The sequence below is a fragment of the Marinobacter sp. genome, from assembly GCF_039977835.1.
Classification (GTDB): Bacteria; Pseudomonadota; Gammaproteobacteria; order Pseudomonadales; family Oleiphilaceae; genus Marinobacter.
Genome location: NZ_JBDWCL010000039.1, coordinates 1 through 16,978 on the forward strand (window position 1 = coordinate 1; position 16,978 = coordinate 16,978).

At 57.3% G+C, this 16,978-nt stretch carries 16 protein-coding genes and 1 pseudogene; 1 reads left to right on the plus strand and 16 read right to left on the minus strand.

Features of this window, described 5'->3' with window-relative positions; translation table 11 throughout:
- Positions 1 to 139 precede the first annotated feature (139 nt).
- From ABJM11_RS11045 to ABJM11_RS11085, 9 genes and pseudogenes are all read right to left on the minus strand, one after another.
- Positions 140 to 1,036 (minus strand): annotated as a pseudogene (locus ABJM11_RS11045) (GspE/PulE family protein); the annotation flags it as partial.
- Positions 1,037 to 1,039: 3 nt separating this feature from the next.
- Positions 1,040 to 2,128: a tetratricopeptide repeat protein gene (locus tag ABJM11_RS11050; RefSeq protein ID WP_348294664.1), complete on the minus strand. Its 1,089-nt coding sequence runs from the start codon at positions 2,126 to 2,128 to the stop codon at positions 1,040 to 1,042.
- Complete coding sequence (locus ABJM11_RS11055; RefSeq protein ID WP_348294665.1) at positions 2,125 to 2,964, minus strand: AAA family ATPase; 840 nt, start codon at positions 2,962 to 2,964, stop codon at positions 2,125 to 2,127. Before ABJM11_RS11055 ends, ABJM11_RS11050 begins: the two co-directional genes overlap by 4 nt.
- A 1-nt stretch (position 2,965) precedes the next feature.
- Positions 2,966 to 4,696, minus strand: a complete 1,731-nt coding sequence (mshL, locus tag ABJM11_RS11060; protein ID WP_348294666.1) for a pilus (MSHA type) biogenesis protein MshL — start codon at positions 4,694 to 4,696, stop codon at positions 2,966 to 2,968.
- The gene (locus tag ABJM11_RS11065; protein WP_348294667.1) at positions 4,693 to 5,007 is read right to left on the minus strand and encodes a hypothetical protein; all 315 of its coding nucleotides are present in this window, start codon (positions 5,005 to 5,007) and stop codon (positions 4,693 to 4,695) included. The genes mshL and ABJM11_RS11065 overlap by 4 nt, the downstream gene beginning before the upstream one ends.
- A 1-nt stretch (position 5,008) precedes the next feature.
- Positions 5,009 to 5,683, minus strand: a complete 675-nt coding sequence (locus ABJM11_RS11070) for an MSHA biogenesis protein MshJ (RefSeq protein WP_348294668.1) — start codon at positions 5,681 to 5,683, stop codon at positions 5,009 to 5,011.
- A complete protein-coding gene (locus tag ABJM11_RS11075; RefSeq protein ID WP_348294670.1) occupies positions 5,680 to 7,191 on the minus strand; it encodes a PilN domain-containing protein in 1,512 nt (503 codons plus the stop codon). The genes ABJM11_RS11070 and ABJM11_RS11075 overlap by 4 nt, the downstream gene beginning before the upstream one ends.
- A 193-nt stretch (positions 7,192 to 7,384) precedes the next feature.
- Entirely contained in the window at positions 7,385 to 7,909 is a 525-nt protein-coding gene (gene ssb, locus ABJM11_RS11080; RefSeq protein ID WP_348294671.1) for a single-stranded DNA-binding protein, read from the minus strand.
- A gap of 58 nt (positions 7,910 to 7,967) precedes the next feature.
- Complete coding sequence (locus tag ABJM11_RS11085) at positions 7,968 to 9,338, minus strand: MFS transporter (protein WP_348294672.1); 1,371 nt, start codon at positions 9,336 to 9,338, stop codon at positions 7,968 to 7,970.
- Positions 9,339 to 9,533: 195 nt separating this feature from the next.
- On the opposite strand from ABJM11_RS11085, the gene uvrA reads away from it, so the two are divergent.
- The gene (gene uvrA / locus ABJM11_RS11090; RefSeq protein ID WP_348294674.1) at positions 9,534 to 12,365 is read left to right on the plus strand and encodes an excinuclease ABC subunit UvrA; all 2,832 of its coding nucleotides are present in this window, start codon (positions 9,534 to 9,536) and stop codon (positions 12,363 to 12,365) included.
- A 123-nt stretch (positions 12,366 to 12,488) separates the two neighbouring features.
- Here uvrA and rplQ read toward each other — a convergent pair whose 3' ends face one another.
- From rplQ to secY, 7 genes are all read right to left on the minus strand, one after another.
- Entirely contained in the window at positions 12,489 to 12,887 is a 399-nt protein-coding gene (gene rplQ / locus ABJM11_RS11095; RefSeq protein WP_348294675.1) for a 50S ribosomal protein L17, read from the minus strand.
- A gap of 33 nt (positions 12,888 to 12,920) precedes the next feature.
- A complete protein-coding gene (locus ABJM11_RS11100; protein ID WP_036203352.1) occupies positions 12,921 to 13,925 on the minus strand; it encodes a DNA-directed RNA polymerase subunit alpha in 1,005 nt (334 codons plus the stop codon).
- Between the two features lie 35 nt (positions 13,926 to 13,960).
- Positions 13,961 to 14,581, minus strand: coding sequence for a 30S ribosomal protein S4 (gene rpsD / locus ABJM11_RS11105; protein ID WP_007153991.1), 621 nt, complete (start codon positions 14,579 to 14,581; stop codon positions 13,961 to 13,963).
- Between the two features lie 18 nt (positions 14,582 to 14,599).
- Positions 14,600 to 14,989: a 30S ribosomal protein S11 gene (gene rpsK, locus ABJM11_RS11110; RefSeq protein WP_007153992.1), complete on the minus strand. Its 390-nt coding sequence runs from the start codon at positions 14,987 to 14,989 to the stop codon at positions 14,600 to 14,602.
- 13 nt (positions 14,990 to 15,002) lie between these two features.
- Entirely contained in the window at positions 15,003 to 15,359 is a 357-nt protein-coding gene (gene rpsM, locus ABJM11_RS11115; protein WP_027830890.1) for a 30S ribosomal protein S13, read from the minus strand.
- A gap of 141 nt (positions 15,360 to 15,500) precedes the next feature.
- Positions 15,501 to 15,614 (minus strand): 50S ribosomal protein L36, encoded by a 114-nt coding sequence (gene rpmJ, locus ABJM11_RS11120; RefSeq protein ID WP_008174902.1) that lies wholly within the window; start codon positions 15,612 to 15,614, stop codon positions 15,501 to 15,503.
- 30 nt (positions 15,615 to 15,644) lie between these two features.
- Positions 15,645 to 16,967: a preprotein translocase subunit SecY gene (gene secY, locus ABJM11_RS11125; protein ID WP_348294678.1), complete on the minus strand. Its 1,323-nt coding sequence runs from the start codon at positions 16,965 to 16,967 to the stop codon at positions 15,645 to 15,647.
- Positions 16,968 to 16,978 lie beyond the last annotated feature (11 nt).

A 16,978-nucleotide genomic window follows, 5' to 3' on the forward strand; every position in this document is an offset into this window, starting at 1 on the left:
CACGGCGCTGGTCTGGCCCCACCCGGAACTGGGAAGTGACCGGACCGGTATCGCTTAACCCTGGCAAGTTGCAGGAAATTGAGCGCAATAAATTGGCCGCTTAAACGCGGTTATTTGGACAACTGGGTTGAAAATCGCCGCCGGTCACATCGAGATTCAGCATGCCCTGGCTCTGGTCCAGCAGACGCATCACCACCGACTCGCCATACTGCACCGGCATGGTGGACACCCGCACATCGATACTGCGGCCCTTGACCCGGATATTGAAACGGCCGTCCTGGGGAATGCGCTTCTCGGAGATATTCAGGCCGGCCATCAGCTTGAGGCGGAGCACCAGCGCGGAGTTCACCCGCTTTTCCTTCATCACCTGTTCCTGCAGCACGCCATCCACACGCTGGCGAATCCGCACCACAGTCTCATCCGGCTCAATATGGATGTCAGAACTGCGGGCCTGTACCGCATCCTCGAACAGTGTCTGCAGCAGCTTGACCACCGGGGCTTCCGCGCTTTCGGATTCGGCACTGAGGTCAGCCAGGTCGAAGGCATCGTCGCCCAGTTCGTCTTCCAGTTCTTCCGCCAGCGAGGCGATTTCGTCAGTGCGGCGGTAAACCAGGTCAAGTGTGTTCAGCAATTCGCTTTCACGCACAACCGCCTGTTTGATTGGCTGCTTCAGCACCCGAACCAGTTCGTCGTACGCGAAGATATCGAGCGGATCTGCCATGCCCACCAGCAGTTCGCCACTTTGCTCCGCCAGCACAATGCTGCGAAAACGGCGGGCCATGGCTTCCGGTAACTTTTTGACCAACTCGTTATTGAACTGGAAGTGGCGCAACTGCACAAACGGCACGTCCAGCTGGCGTGAGAGGATATTGAGGAGGTTATCCTCTTCCACATAGCCCAGGTCGATCAGGGTGCGGCCGAGCTTCCGTCCGGTGTTTTTCTGCTCACGCAGAGCGGTCATCAACTGTTGTTCAGTGATGACTTCGTTCTGGACCAGCAGGTCACCTATACGGATTTTTTTCTTCGCTTCAGCCATGAATCATCCTGCTCGCAATGCCTGCAGCCGCCGCTGCACGTAGTCCGCCAAGGAACGGGGCAGCCCCGGGAGTTTGGCTGCCTGCTGATAGGCTCTGGCCGCGCCGACCTGCTCCCCCTGGGCCTCCAGCGAAATTGCCAGCCCTACCCACCACGGGCCCTGGCTGTCATCCCACGCAATCAACTCAGCCCAGTGACGGGCAGCTTCGCCATTCATTCCCTGCTGCTGCAACAGGGTTGCGAGGGTAACCCGGTATTCAGAGTGGCCTTCCACCGGTGGCACGGTTGCACTGAGCGTATCGACGGCAGCCGCCAGGTCACCGTTGGCGTGCTGTGCCCTGGCTCTCAATAACCGCAACTTCGGGTGCTCCGTGGCGACATCCTCAGGCAACCAGCCGAGGGCCTGGTCCTGCTTGCCTTCCACCAGAAGCGCCCTGGCCACCACATAGCGACTACGAGGTGCCATTTGTTCCTGCGTCAGCGCTGCAAGGCCACGTTCTGCGTCAGTAATATTGCCACGGGCCACCAGTCGCTCGAGCTCCCTCGCGGAGCTTCGATCCTTTGCTGCCGGCGTCTGCGGCACCTGCTTGACACCAGCAGTGGAGGTTTCCTGCGGCTGTGTCTCTTCCACTTCCGAAGACTTCGCTTCCTGCTCGGCCGCCGCCTCGTCCACTGACGAAGAGGACGCAACGGCCGGCTCTGGCTTTCTTGCTTCGGCTTCAGCAACTTCTGGTTTCGGCGGCACTGTCTGCCGAGGCTGAGGCGCTGACTCAACAACCTCTGGCTGCGGAGCAGGGGGCAGCACGTCCACGGGTGCGCTTACTGGCTGTTCATCGACCACTATCGCAATGTCCCTCTGGACCGTCTGATCCGGTGATGGCTGGCTTTCCAACACCATCGGTTCCGTCGAGAAGCTTTTGGCAAACACCCAGTAGCCACCGACAGCCGCGATGAATAGTGCCACCACAAGCACCGAAAGTAGCAAAGGCCGGCCGTTTCTGGGCTGATGCTGCCCACCCGCATAGGCACCCGGTGGGGCTGGCCGGTTCTGGCGCTGCTCTGCGGCCCTCAGGGCGTCATTGAGCAAACTCATAACCACCTCACGAGCAGGTTGGGCAAACGGGCACTGTCGGTATCACGAATGGCCTGCATAACGTGGGATCGCCTCACCTGCCGGTCGCCATGGCCCCAGGCCGACAGAAGCGCTTTGTGGGCGATGATGTTGACCAGCCGCGGAATGCCCCCGGAGGAACTGGAGATCAGGCGAAGGGCGGCCGGTGCAAACAGCTCACCACCGTTGTAACCGGCCTGCGCCAAGCGATGTCTCAGGTACTGCGCTACGGACACCTTGTCCAGCGGAGCCAGACGGTACTGGAAAGTGATGCGCTGGCGCAGCTGGCGCATGCTGTCCCGCTTCAGGAGCTCATCCAGTTCCGGCTGCCCAAACAGCACCACCTGCAAAAGGCGGGTACTTTCGGTTTCCAGATTGGTCAACAGCCGCAGGGCCTCAATGGTGTCTTCGGGCATGGCCTGGGCTTCATCGATCACCAGTACAACAGGCCGCTGCTCCATGGCCAGGGCAATCAGGCGCTCATTCAGTGCCTTGAGTATCTGGTGGGTGTTGGCACAGCGGGCCACATCCACACCCAGTTCCTCGGCAACCGCTTCGTAAAGGGTATCCGGCGTCAGGTGCGGGTTGGGAATATAGGCAGTGTGGGCATCCTGCTCCAGCTCGTTGAGCAACAGGCGGCAGAGCAGTGTCTTGCCGGTGCCCACCTCGCCGGTGATTTTTATAAAGCCTTCCCGTTCACGCAGCGCGACCAGCAATAATTCCAGCGCATCGCTATGGCTACGGGCCCGAAGGAAATATCGGGTGTTGGGCGTCAATGCAAACGGTGCTTCCTGCAGTCCGAAATGAGATTCGTACATGCTAGCGTCTGGCTTTCTCCGGTTCGGGTTTCACAGACTCGGACGATTCCAGCAGTTCCCGCAGAACCTGCATCCGCTCTCGGCTGGACGATACATCAGCACTCATCTGCTCGCTCCCGGCAACCACAGGCCGCAGCAGGATAACCAACTCACTCTTACGGGACTGGAAACGACGCTGCTTGAACAGCTCCCCCAGCAATGGAATGTCGCTGAAGAAAGGCACTGCAGAATTGTTGTCTTCACTGGTGTTCTGGATCAGTCCGCCGATCACGACAATCTGGCCGCTCTCGGCCCTGATGACGCTGTCTGTCTCGCGGACGGTACTGCGGGCAAGCGGCAGCACCACATCCCGGTCTCCCACGGTGATGACCTTTTCCTGATCGTTCACTTCACTCACCGAGGGATGAACGTGCAAGGTGATGGCACCGTCTTCGGCAATCTGCGGAGTGACATCCAGGGAAATACCGGAGAAGAACGGCGTCAGCTCGACCGATGTGGAGGTCCGGTCCGTGGCGGTAACTGCTGAGTTGTTTTCATCAAAGTCGATGTCGGTGACAAAGAACTCGTCCGTACCCACTTTAATCACTGCCTTCTGGTTGTTCACCGTGGAGATTCTCGGGCTCGACAGGATCTGCACGTTGCCCTGCTTTCCCAACAGTTCGATCAACCCGGTGAAATCGCCAGCCCGGACACTGGCCGAGAACAACCCTCCGATGTCCGAGGTACTGATGGCCTGCCCGGCCAGCGCCTGGGCGGTAAAATCTTCCGGCAGCCCGTCAGATGCGGTAATACTGGAGGCGCTCTGGATATCCGCCCAGTTAATGCCCTGCTGATACCCCTCATTCAGGCCAATTTCCAGAATCTTCGCTTCGAGGACAACCTGCCGCTGCATAATCAGTTGGGTGCGACGCAGGTATTCTTCTACCTGGCGAAGGGACTCACCGTCCGAACGAACCATCACCAGGCCTGCACCGGCGTTTATAATCACCTGGCTACCGTTCTCGGTTCCGATGATCATCTTCAGTGAACGTGCAATGTCCTGCCAGAAGTCCGATTCGGTTTCGGTGGAAATTCTTGTGCCCACCAGGTTGGCGGTGGTGTTGTCGTCTGAGATATCCCGCGATGAGCCCGCACCGTTTGAATTACTCCGCGCGCTGCTGACCTGCCCTGAACTGACTCGGGTTTCGGAACCGCCACTACGCTTGAAGTGAAGATAGTCAATCGGGAACATGCGTGTCTGCACGCTGTTCGCTCTTACCCGGAACAGGCGGCCACTGCGCTGGATGTCCAGGCCATAAAGGTCGCCAGCAATATCCATGACCTCGGGAACCGTGACATCCCTGAGGCGCAGATCGATGGTTGCAGCAACATCAGGATGGATCACCACGTTGTAACGGCTTCCTTCCACCAGCGCCTCGAAAAAAGGCCCGGCGGCCAATCCACTGGCATTCACATCAAAGCGGTCTTCGTCGTTGGCCGGGGAGGCCAGCGAAGGCATCAGCGCAGCGCTGACGTCCTCGGGGACGCGATCAGACATCGCTTCCGCTCTTGCGCGTCGTCGCTGTTCAGCTTCAGCCTCAGCCATCGCCTCATCAATCGCGGTGGCGGCGTCGGTCGAGGTGGCCTGACTGGTGCGCATCAGCGGGTTATTGCTACAAGCCGCCAGTAACATGGCCAGCAGCAGGGTCAGAAACGTTCGGTTCAGTGTCATAGCAACTCGTTTCTCTGTCATTGCGAACTCCGCACTTGCGGAAGGGGGTCAAGGCGTAAAACGCGCACTCGTCCCTGATCAACCAGCTCTACCCGGTCCGTGTGGATTCGCCGGACACGAACACCCTCGAAGGCCTGCCCTTCCCTGCGGACCACACCATCGATCACTGCGACCCTGCGATCATTGCCGATAAATATCGACGCCAGCATAAACTCTCTTTGCGGCATCTGAGCCTGCGGAGAAGCCCCAAATCCGTCCGGACGGGTCGGGTCCTGCAAAGCCGCAAGATTCGAGGACGCCAGAGCAAGCAGTGCGATCAGCAGCAGTCTCATATCACACTCCCAGCCATGCGCGATCCAGGCTCAGGGTACGAACCCTGATGCGGACTTCGTTATCCGGGTATTTACTGGAATCGTACTCCAGCAGCACCCACCCCAGACGCGCGTCCATGGCTTCCAGCGTCTCGAGATAATCCAGCACTTCCATATATCCCCCACGCATTACTATCTCAGCGTCGTGGGCAAACAACAGCGGCTCTGGACTCTCGCTGTTACTATCGGATGGCTTGTCGAACACCGGTACGGGGGACAGGAGATCAACGCCCAGCAGCTCCAGTTTGTCCTGGGCAGCGAGCATCTCCCGCAAAAGCCCAACCATGGCGCGGGGTGCGATCAACCGTCCCGTGGTTTCAGCAAGCTCATCATTCAGTCGTTCCAGCCGCTGCTGCCGGGCCGCGAGCTGGTCTCTCAACACCTGTGACGGGTCGGAGGCAAGCTGCTCTGACAATAAACGCTGCTGGTCCATCAACGCCGCACGGGTATCGGACAAAGACACCTGACGGTACCGAAGCTGTTCATTGCCCGCTACCACCGGAGCCACCGCAAGCTCCCAGCCCACGAAAAGAACCACCACCAATGCTGTTACGGTCAGCAATACGCGTTCACGAACAGGGCGTTCGTTAAACCAGGCGGTGCCCTGATCAAACTGCTGACGCAGGACAGTCGTCATTTCGAAACCTCCCCGTCGGCATCCGTGGCCACCTGGAACTCAATCCAGCGTCCGTCTTCGCCCCGATCAAGCCGGAAGCTGCCGAAGGTCTTGCCGGTAAAGGCAGGTTCATCACCCAGCTTTTCAAGGTACACCGGCACAAGCCGGCCGGCCTGCGTCTTGCCGACCAGGCCAACGGCACCTTTGCTGGCATCAAGACGGATATGCGTCAGCCAGAGCCCCTGAGGTACCTGGCGTGCCAGCGCCGATAACGGCGACGAAAAGCCCGTTGTTTCAGTGGCGATCAGGTTTTCCACCCGATCCAGCAATTTCTGCCGGCGGGCCAGGGCTGCTGTCACCCGTTCCAGGGCGGCTTCAACGTCTGGGTCGGGCTGCCGGGCTTCTACCTCCCTGGTCAGTTGCGCCACGGAGCGCTCGAGTTGCTCATTCTGCTGTTGCAGGGCACTGTTCTCCGCCTGCAACCCGGAGGCCTGAAAACGGGCCACACCCCCAGCCCCGGCAATCACAACCAGAGCGAGCACCAACAAGGACATCGCCAGCCCGGCCTGCAGTTTTTCCCGGCGAGGCCGCAGGTCGTCGGTATAGAGGTTAACCCGCTGGATGCCATCGCCTGCCCCGGACATCGCCAGGCTGGCACTCCAGGCAACGAGGCAGCGGCTATCGAGCGACTCATCACGACCGAAAGGCGTCCAATCCAGGGTTTCAACGCTGGCGGCCACGTAGGAAGCCAGCATGGACGACAATGGCAGGACGTTGTCCCGGGCGACCAGGCGGATAACGGATGGTGGAACCTGACCTAACTGGCTTTCGTAATAGTCCAGGGAACGCTGCATCTCCAGGGCCAGTGATTGCACTGCGCTCTCCTGGCTCGACGCGTCCCGCAGGTCCTCGGACACAACATCCAGACGCCGGGAGAGATACAGCGTTTCGCCCTTGCAGACAATCATCTGCCCAAAGCGCTCGCGCATGTGAACCAGGGCCGCTCCGCGGCGATCCGGGTCTATACGGGGCACCAGATTGCGCAGCGCCAACTCGGCAATATCAATAGCCGTCAATGCCAGGCCACAGCTCTCCACCAACGTCACCAGCCCACTGACCAGAGACTTTCGCGCGGCAACCACATTGACCAGGCTTCCCCTTCCGCGGGAAGCATCCTCCGGAAAATGGAACACGTCTGAGACGGCATCGGAGGGATTGAAATCGAGAAAATCCTTGAGCTTCCACTTCAGAGCATCGCCCAGCTCTGATTCATCAATACCTTCCGGGCGCTCCAGCTGGAACACCTGATATTGATCAAGCGGCAGAATGAGCGTGGTGTCCGCACCGGTCCAATTGCGCTCACTGGTGAGGGAGCCGAGTACCGCCTCGCGTTTTGCCGGGGAACAATCTGAAAAACCGGTCGAGCCTCCGGATTCCGCCCAGGCGATGCCATCAGGGCGAACTTCCAGGTAGACGCGGTGCCGCTTACCGGAACGCCGAAGAACTCTTGTTATAAAACGTGGGGCCACTCGCCAGCCTCAGTGCCTAAAAAGTGCACGGATTCTACATTGACCTGCATGATAGTTGAGAAATTGAACGTAATTCCATGTTTTCTTGTTAAATTTGACCTGTTTTTGCAACTCTTTAACACAAAAACCCCCGCTTGGCGGGGGTTTTGAATTAGAGATCAACTAAAACGTTACAAACCGGTTCCAGTGTAACTTAGAACGGTATATCGTCATCAAAATCATCGACCGGCTCGGGCATACTTCCCTGGGAAGGCTGACTGTATCCACCACCAGATTGCTGCCCGGTCTGACTTGCCGCAGCAGGCGCAGCGTTACCCGTTTGTTGCGGGCGGCCCGCAGGTGCACCCTGGCTGGCGCCACCGCCCTCACCGCCGCGACTGTCCAGCATTTGCATCTGGCCATTGATGTCCACCACCACCTCGGTCGTATAACGGTCCTGGCCATCCTGACCCTGCCATTTACGGGTCTGCAGCTTGCCTTCAATATAAACCTTGGAACCCTTGCGCAGGTATTGGCCGGCAACTTCGGCAATCTTGCCGAACATCACAATCCGGTGCCATTCGGTTTTTGGCACCAGCTGGCCTGTCTGCCTGTCCTTGTAGCTTTCGTCTGTCGCAAGGTTCAGGTTCACCACCGCGTTGCCGTTCGGGGTATAGCGGGTTTCCGGGTCCTGCCCCAGGTTCCCGATCAGAATAACCTTGTTTACGCCTCGTGCCATGATCTGCTCCTGACTCTGTTTTCAGGGATAGCCTGCTGTCCCTGCAGGCCTCCGGTTTTCACGAACTGCTACCCTGCCGGACAAATGCAAAGTCCGCAAGCGAGAGTTCATCAAATTTACGACGATCCACTTTCAGGTAAGCGGTTTCAGCCTCCTCCAGGATGACCACGTCCTGCACCCCCGGAAGCTTCCTCAATGCATCGTCAATATCGTCAAACTGGCTATGCGCCACATGCTGTAACTGTACCACGAAACTGGCAGTGTAACCCGGGCTCGGCATGGTCAGCGCTACTGCCAGCCAGAGCAGCAGTACGATCACCATCAATCCCACTACGCCCTGGAACCCCAGCCGTTCCAGCAACAGCCCCCCCAGGGCTCCCCCCAGGAAAGCGCCAAAAAACTGGGAAGTGGAATAGACCCCCATAGCCGTGCCTTTGGCCGCAGCGGGAGACTCCTTGCTCACCAGTGAGGGCAGACTCGCTTCCAGCAGGTTAAAAGCCATAAAGAAAAAGAACAGTACTACCCAGGCAACGATGAGGCTGCCCGATATGCCACCAAGGGCTGCTGTTGAAATGGCGAGCAAAGCAATAGCGCCACAAAGGACCGGCTTCATGCTGCGCTTTTTTTCGCCGATGATGATAAACGGCACCATGGCAAAGAACGACGTCACCATAACCGTCAGATAGAACCACCAGTGGGAGGAGGAAGGCAGGCCCAGCTCGTCCTGCAGCAATGTGGGGAAGACCAGGAAAATTGCAGTCAGCACCAGATGCAGGGCGAATATTCCGAAATCAAGTCGCACCAATCGGCCATCGACAATCACTTTACCCAGCATCGCCCGGGCGGGGTGGGTATCCGCACTGGACTTGTGCTCGTGGGGTGTCGGCACCAGTCGGTGGACGATCACCATCGCCACCCCTGCCAGAGCGGCGGTGGTATAAAAGATACCGGACAGACCAAATGCCGAGCCCAGCAATGGGCCCAACACCAGCGACACGGAAAAAGAAAGACCGATGGAAATCCCGACGGTGGCCATGGCCTTGGTCCGCTCTTCCTCACGGGTCAGGTCACTGAGCAGGGCCATCAGTACACTGGCGATGGCTCCCGCGCCCTGAAGAATCCGACCGGCAATCACAACGTATATGGAATCGGTGGCTGCAGCGAGCAGGCTACCGGCGGCAAACAGCACCAGGCCAATATAGATCATCCGCTTGCGGCCGACTCGGTCCGACAACATGCCGAACGGGATCTGCAGCAATGCCTGGCTCAGACCATAGGCGCCAATGGCAAGACCTATCAGTGCAGGGGTTGCCCCCTTTAAATCGCTTCCAAGAAGGACGAACACGGGCATAACCATAAAGAGCCCGAGCATCCTCATGGCATATACCGATGCCAGCGCCGCCACTGAGCGTCTTTCCAATGAATTCATGCGGTGTCTGACCTGGTAAGGGTTCCGGAAACATGGGTTCAGAAGGGACGCCTGCCCTTCGCAAAATCGCTGCGCATTGTAACAGAAGGCACCCAGGCAAGGCATATTGCATTTAAGTGCTTAAAAGCCTCCTGGCCTTGGCCGGCCGGGGCCCAAACGCGGTATAATTTCCGTTTTTTCCGACAGCGAGGTGTTATGGACCATATCCAGATCAAAGGGGCACGCACCCACAATCTGAAAAACATTGACCTGGATATGCCTAGGGACAAGCTGATCGTAATCACCGGCCTGTCCGGCTCCGGGAAGTCATCTCTTGCGTTCGACACACTCTATGCCGAAGGGCAGCGTCGCTACGTGGAATCCCTGTCCACCTATGCTCGCCAGTTCCTGTCGATGATGGAAAAGCCCGATGTGGACCACATTGAGGGGCTATCACCGGCCATTTCCATTGAGCAGAAAAGCACCTCACACAATCCCCGCTCGACCGTCGGCACCATTACTGAAATCTACGATTATCTGCGCCTGCTCTTTGCACGCGCTGGCGAACCCCGCTGCCCGGATCACGATCTGCCACTGGAAGCCCAGACCGTCAGCCAGATGGTGGACCAGGTTCTGGCTATGCCAGACGACAGCAAGCTGATGATCCTCGCTCCGGTTATTCGCGACCGCAAGGGCGAGCACCATAACGTCATCGACACCATGCGCAGCCAGGGTTTCATTCGCCTGCGAGTTGACGGCCGGGTTTACGACATCGACGACGTTCCAGACCTGGACAAGAAACGCAAACACCAGATTGATGTAGTTGTGGACCGTTTCAAGGTCAAGCCGGGGCTTGAGCAACGGCTTGCGGAGAGTTTTGAAACGGCCCTGGGACTGGCTGACGGCATCGCCTTGGTGGCCCCCATGGACAACGAGGGCGAGGAACACACCTTTTCCGCCCGCTACGCCTGTACACAATGCGGGTACGCCATCAGCGAACTGGAACCACGACTGTTCTCCTTCAACAACCCAGCTGGGGCCTGCCCCACGTGTGATGGCCTGGGCGTAAAACAGTTCTTTGATGCCGAGAAAATTGTCCAGCACCCCGAGGCCACACTTGCCGAAGGTGCCATCAAAGGCTGGGACCGACGCGCCGTGTATTACTTCCAGATGCTCTCCAGCGTTGCCGACCACTACGGGATAGACATGGACACCCCATGGGAGGACCTGCCAGACGATTTCCGCCAGGCACTGCTTTATGGCTCCGGCACTGACGACATTCCCTTCCGCTATGTGAATTCCCGCGGCCACATCATGGAGAAGGCTCACCCCTTCGAAGGCATTCTGCCCAACCTCGAGCGCCGTTACCGGGAAACCGAATCACAGAGTATGCGGGAGGAGCTGGCGCGCAATCTAAGCACCCAGCCGTGCAAGGAATGCGGCGGCTCGCGACTGCGCCGCAGCGCCCGCCATGTGTTTATTGAGAAGAACAACATCTCCGATGTGACTCATATGCCGGTGGGCGACGCGCACGACTATTTCGGAAAGCTCGCCATGCCAGGCCGCAAGGGTGAAATTGCAGAAAAAATCCTCAAGGAAGTTCGCCAGAGACTGCAATTTCTGGTCAACGTGGGGCTGGAATACCTGACCCTGGAGCGCAGCGCCGACACGCTTTCCGGCGGCGAAGCCCAGCGCATCCGCCTGGCCAGCCAGATTGGCGCCGGCCTTGTGGGCGTGATGTATATTCTCGATGAGCCCTCCATTGGCTTGCACCAGCGAGATAACGACCGTCTGCTTGCGACCCTGTTTCACCTCCGGGACCTGGGCAACACCGTCATAGTGGTCGAACACGATGAAGACGCCATTCGGGCGGCAGACCATGTCATCGACATCGGGCCGGGCGCCGGCGTTCATGGCGGCCATATCATCGCCCAGGGCACCCCGGATGACATCATTGCCTCCGAGGACTCCCTCACCGGACAATACCTGTGTGGCAAGAAAGAAATTGCCATCCCCGACAAGCGCCATACCAGCAAGGGCAAGAGCCTGGTACTGAAAGGCGCAACCGGTAACAACCTTTGCAACGTCACACTGACCCTGCCCCTGGGCGTGATGACCTGCGTCACCGGTGTTTCCGGGTCGGGTAAGTCCACCCTGATCAACAGCACCCTGTATCCGGTTTGCGCAGCCAAACTCAACAAGGCCACCAGCCTGACCCACGCGCCCTATGAATCCCTGAAGGGCCTGGATCAACTGGATAAGGTCATCGACATCGACCAGAGCCCCATTGGCCGCACACCGAGATCAAACCCTGCGACCTACACCGGTCTGTTTACACCTATTCGCGAATTATTCGCGGGTACCCAGGAAGCCCGCTCCCGCGGCTACAAACCCGGGCGCTTCAGTTTTAACGTCAAGGGAGGTCGTTGCGAGGCATGCCAGGGCGACGGCGTTATCAAGGTTGAAATGCACTTCCTGCCGGATGTGTACGTGCCTTGCGACGTCTGCAAGGGCAAACGCTATAACCGGGAAACCCTGGAAGTCCGCTACAAAGGAAAAAGCATTCACGAAGTGCTTGCGATGACAGTCGAAGAAGCGCGTGAATTTTTCGACCCGGTCCCCTTCCTTGCGCGCAAGCTTCAGACCCTGATTGATGTAGGGCTGTCCTATATTCGCCTGGGGCAGAGTGCGGTTACGCTGTCAGGCGGTGAAGCTCAGCGGGTGAAGCTGGCCAAGGAATTGTCCAAGCGTGATACAGGTAAAACCCTCTATATTCTTGATGAGCCCACCACCGGCCTGCATTTTTACGACATCCAGCAATTGCTGACCGTGCTTCAGCGGTTGCGGGACCATGGGAACACCATCGTCGTGATTGAGCATAATCTGGACGTGATCAAGACGGCGGACTGGATTATTGATCTTGGCCCCGAAGGTGGTTCTGGTGGCGGCCAGATCGTGGCTGAAGGAACACCTGAGGCCGTTGCCGAGACGGCCGGCTCCCATACCGGGCGATATTTGAAGGGGGTTCTGGAGCGGAACGTGAAGTAATGGCCACCGGCTGGGTGTCGGTTTACGGCCCGTTGGGCCTGAACCGACCTACGGGGAACTCAGGAAAGAGGCATAAAAAAACCGGAGGCTTAGCCTCCGGTTTTCTTGGACCTGGCAAAAAACTTACTCTTCGCCTTCGTCCACTTCTTCTGCTTCGATGTCCAACGGACGACCAACCAGCTCTACGAATGCCATCGGGGCATTGTCGCCGGCACGGAAGCCACACTTCAGGATACGAAGGTAACCACCCGGGCGTTCGTTGTAACGGGGGCCAAGCTCGTTAAAAAGCTTGGCAACCGCTGCGTCGTCACGCAGGCGTGAAAACGCCAGACGACGATTCGCAACCGAATCATTCTTTGCGAGCGTGATCAAAGGCTCAGCTACCCGGCGAAGCTCTTTCGCCTTGGGGAGCGTTGTTTTGATCAGCTCATGATCAACCAGTGACGCAGTCATGTTACGAAACATGGCCTTGCGATGCGCACTGGTCCTGCTGAACTTACGACCACTCTTACGATGACGCATTGCTCTGATTCCTTACCTTAAACTAATCGGCGATTAACCGCCCAGTACCCGGTCGTCGCCACGAAGGCTAGCCGGCGGCCAGTTATCAAGACGCATACCCAATGACAGACCGCGGGACGCGAGCACGTCCTTGATCTCGGTAAGCGACTTTTTACCAAGGTTAGGCGTCTTCAGCAGCTCAACTTCTGTGCGCTGAATCAGATCGCCGATGTAGTAAATATTCTCAGCCTTCAAGCAGTTAGCTGAACGCACTGTCAATTCCAGATCATCAACCGGGCGAAGGAGAATCGGATCAATTTCTTCCTCTTCCTCAACACGCTCCGGCTCTTTCTCGTGATCGAAATCAACGAACACAGCCAGTTGCTGCTGGAGAATGGTTGCCGCCCGGCGAATCGCTTCTTCCGGATCGATAGTACCATTGGTTTCCAGATCAATAACCAGCTTGTCCAGGTCCGTACGCTGCTCTACCCGTGCACTTTCCACGGCGTAGGCAACACGACGAACCGGGCTGAAGGTTGCGTCCAGTTGCAGGCGTCCAATGGCGCGAGTCTCGTCCTCGTCCAGTCCCCGTTGATCGGCCGGCTCATAGCCGCGACCGCGGGCAACCTTCAGGCGCATATTCACTTCACCATTGGCACTCAGGTGACAGATCACATGCTCCGGATTGGTGATCTCGACATCGTGATCCAGCTTGATATCGCCAGCAGTGACAACGCCCGGGCCTTTCTTGCTGAGAGTTACCTCGGCATCGTCCCGGCCGCCCATTTTCACCGCCACGCCCTTGAGATTCAGCAGAATCTCAATGACGTCTTCCTGAACACCTTCGATCGCGCTGTACTCATGCAGAACACCGTCGATCTGCGCCTCGGTAATGGCACAGCCCGGCATTGAGGACAAGAGTATACGACGCAGTGCGCTGCCCAGGGTGTGACCAAAACCTCTTTCCAGAGGCTCCAGCGTTACCTTGGCGCGCATGGCGCTTGATTCTTTCACGTCAATGGTACGAGGTGTCAATAACTCATGTACTGAACGCTGCATAGACGCCCCTAATTGCTCTCGTTGCTAACTGGGCTTTACTTGGAGTAAAGCTCGACGATGAGGTTCTCGTTGATGTCGGCCGGCAATTCAGTGCGCTCAGGCACTGACCTGTAAACGCCGGACATCTTGCTGGCGTCGACCTCTACCCAGCTCACCGGTGCGCGACTGGAAGACAGATCCAGTGCGCCTTTAACGCGAAGCTGGTTTTTTGCCTTCTCACGCACACTCACAACATCACCTGGACGGACCTGATAAGACGGGATATTCACCAGCTTATCGTTGACCAGGATCGCTTTGTGAGAAACGAGCTGACGGGACTCAGCACGGGTAGAACCAAAACCCATGCGATATACAACGTTATCAAGACGACCTTCCAGCAGCTGCAACAGGTTCTCACCGGTTGCACCCTTGATGCGGGCGGCCTCTTTGTAATAGTTGCGGAACTGCTTCTCCAGTACGCCGTAGATCCGACGGACCTTCTGCTTTTCACGAAGCTGTACGCCATATTCGGACAGACGACCGCGACGCGCGCCGTGCATACCCGGCGGAGTCTCGATGTTGCACTTCGAATCGAGCGCGCGAACACCGCTCTTCAGAAAAAGATCTGTCCCTTCACGACGAGACAGCTTGCACTTCGGGCCTATGTAACGAGCCATAATTCACTGTCTCCTGTGTTAGACGCGGCGCTTTTTGGGCGGACGACAACCGTTATGGGGAATCGGCGTCACATCAGTGATGTTAGTGATCTTGTAGCCGCACGCGTTCAGCGCACGAACCGCAGATTCACGTCCGGGCCCCGGACCTTTAACCTCTACGTCCAGGTTTTTAAGGCCGTATTCAGCAGCCGCATTACCGGCTCTTTCAGCTGCTACCTGCGCAGCAAAAGGTGTACTCTTGCGTGACCCACGGAAACCGGAACCACCAGAGGTGGCCCAGGACAATACGTTGCCCTGACGGTCAGAAATGGTCACGATAGTGTTGTTGAAGGACGCGTGAATGTGCGCGACGCCATCAACAACCGTCTTTTTCACCTTTTTACGGGTACGTGTACCTGGCTTTGCCATGTTTGCCTACCTGTTACTTACGAATAGGTTTGCGAGGACCTTTACGGGTGCGTGCGTTGGTCTTTGTGCGCTGGCCACGGACCGGAAGGCCATGACGATGACGCAGACCACGGTGGCAACCGAGATCCTTCAAACGCTTAATGTTCATCTGAACTTCACGACGCAGATCGCCTTCAACGGCAAGCTTGCCTACTTCTGTACGAAGTGATTCAAGCTGCTCGTCGGACAGGTCTTTGACCTTGACGTCCGGCTTGACGCCGGTTGCATCGCAAAGCTTCTGGGCTGCTGTCCGGCCGACTCCAAAAATGTAAGTCAACGAGATAACAGCATGTTTGTGATCGGGTATATTGACACCGGCTATACGTGCCATCCAAATTACTCCGCGTTCAAAGCTTTGCTGTGTGAATTTTCCGCCACTATAAAAGGGCGCGAAATAATAGCGCCTGACCCCACCTGAGGTCAAGCGCTATTAATCGTACCCTCTGCATTGTCAGTGCTGAATCCGTAAGGATTAACCCTGGCGCTGCTTGTGACGAGGCTCCGAGCAAATGACTCTTACTGAGCCATTGCGACGAATTACTTTGCAGTTACGGCAAATTTTCTTTACCGAAGCGCGTACTTTCATTGTCGACTCCAGTTTTCAAGGGGAACGGGATTAACCGTTCCGACCATAGCCCTTGAGATTGGATTTCTTCATCAAAGAATCATATTGATGAGACATCAGGTGCGACTGAACCTGAGCCATGAAATCCATCACCACGACTACAACAATCAGCAGTGACGTGCCGCCCAGATAGAACGGAACATTCCCGGCCACCATCAGAAACTGAGGGAACAGGGAAACTGCTGCAATGTACATTGCACCGAACAGTGTCAGGCGAGTCAGTACACCATCAATATACTTGGCGGTCTGATCACCCGGACGGATGCCCGGAATAAAGGCGCCAGAGCGCTTGAGGTTATCCGCAACTTCTTTCGGGTTGTACATCAGGGCTGTATAGAAGAAGCAGAAGAATACTACTGCTGCCGCAAACAGAATGATGTACAGGGGCTGACTGGGTGCCAGTGCCTGGGAAATATCGCTCAGCCACTCCATACCTTCGCCCTGCCCGAACCACTGCCCCAATGACGCCGGAAACAGCAGGATGGAAGAGGCAAAGATCGGTGGAATAACGCCGGCCATATTCACCTTCAGGGGAAGATGGCTGGATTGCTGGGCAAATACCCTGCGACCCTGCTGCCGCTTGGCATAGTTGATGGTCAGGCGACGCTGTCCGCGCTCCATGAACACCACAAAACCAACAACGGCAACTGCCAGCACAGCGATACCCAGAACCACCAACAGGCTCATTTCGCCATTACGTGCCTGCTCCAGTGTCTGGCCAATGGCCCCGGGCAAACCCGCGACAATGCCAGCGAAAATCAGCAACGATATGCCGTTACCTACGCCGCGCTCGGTGATCTGCTCACCCAGCCACATCATGAATACGGCACCGCTGACGAAAGAAACCACAGCCACGAAATGGAAGCTGAAGCTGTCGTTAAAGGTCACACCCTGCGATGCCAGCCCGACAGAGATACCAAAGCCCTGAACCAGGGCCAGGATAACCGTACCATACCGTGTGTACTGACTGATCTTGCGACGGCCAGCCTCGCCCTCTTTCTTCAGCTGCTCCAGCGTCGGACTGACCGCCGTCATGAGCTGCATGATAATAGAGGCCGAGATATACGGCATGATACCAAGTGCGAAGATACTCATTCGCTCAAGCGCACCACCGGAAAACATGTTGAACATGCTCAGGATTGTGCCCTGATTCTGCTCAAACAGTGCCGCCAGACGATCGGGGTTGATACCTGGCACCGGAATGTGGGCACCGATCCGGTACACCAGCAATGCCAGGAAGACAAACCAGAGCCGCGAACGCAGCTCTGCCAGTCCTTTTCCCGCGCCCGCAGGCAATGATGCGTTCTTGGCCATTTAGTCCTCGA

Excerpts from the sequence above, each read along its gene's own strand:
- uvrA (WP_348294674.1), top strand. The coding sequence starts at position 9,534 with ATGGACCATATCCAGATCAAAGGGGCACGCACCCACAATCTGAAAAAC.
- ABJM11_RS11050 (WP_348294664.1), bottom strand. The coding sequence starts at position 2,128 with ATGAGTTTGCTCAATGACGCCCTGAGGGCCGCAGAGCAGCGCCAGAAC.
- rpsM (WP_027830890.1), bottom strand. The coding sequence starts at position 15,359 with ATGGCACGTATAGCCGGTGTCAATATACCCGATCACAAACATGCTGTT.
- ABJM11_RS11055 (WP_348294665.1), bottom strand. The coding sequence starts at position 2,964 with ATGTACGAATCTCATTTCGGACTGCAGGAAGCACCGTTTGCATTGACG.
- ABJM11_RS11085 (WP_348294672.1), bottom strand. The coding sequence starts at position 9,338 with ATGAATTCATTGGAAAGACGCTCAGTGGCGGCGCTGGCATCGGTATAT.
- ABJM11_RS11100 (WP_036203352.1), bottom strand. The coding sequence starts at position 13,925 with ATGCAGCGTTCAGTACATGAGTTATTGACACCTCGTACCATTGACGTG.
- mshL (WP_348294666.1), bottom strand. The coding sequence starts at position 4,696 with ATGACAGAGAAACGAGTTGCTATGACACTGAACCGAACGTTTCTGACC.
- ssb (WP_348294671.1), bottom strand. The coding sequence starts at position 7,909 with ATGGCACGAGGCGTAAACAAGGTTATTCTGATCGGGAACCTGGGGCAG.
- rpmJ (WP_008174902.1), bottom strand. The coding sequence starts at position 15,614 with ATGAAAGTACGCGCTTCGGTAAAGAAAATTTGCCGTAACTGCAAAGTA.
- rpsK (WP_007153992.1), bottom strand. The coding sequence starts at position 14,989 with ATGGCAAAGCCAGGTACACGTACCCGTAAAAAGGTGAAAAAGACGGTT.
- secY (WP_348294678.1), bottom strand. The coding sequence starts at position 16,967 with ATGGCCAAGAACGCATCATTGCCTGCGGGCGCGGGAAAAGGACTGGCA.
- ABJM11_RS11070 (WP_348294668.1), bottom strand. The coding sequence starts at position 5,683 with ATGACGACTGTCCTGCGTCAGCAGTTTGATCAGGGCACCGCCTGGTTT.
- ABJM11_RS11065 (WP_348294667.1), bottom strand. The coding sequence starts at position 5,007 with ATGAGACTGCTGCTGATCGCACTGCTTGCTCTGGCGTCCTCGAATCTT.
- rplQ (WP_348294675.1), bottom strand. The coding sequence starts at position 12,887 with ATGCGTCATCGTAAGAGTGGTCGTAAGTTCAGCAGGACCAGTGCGCAT.
- rpsD (WP_007153991.1), bottom strand. The coding sequence starts at position 14,581 with ATGGCTCGTTACATAGGCCCGAAGTGCAAGCTGTCTCGTCGTGAAGGG.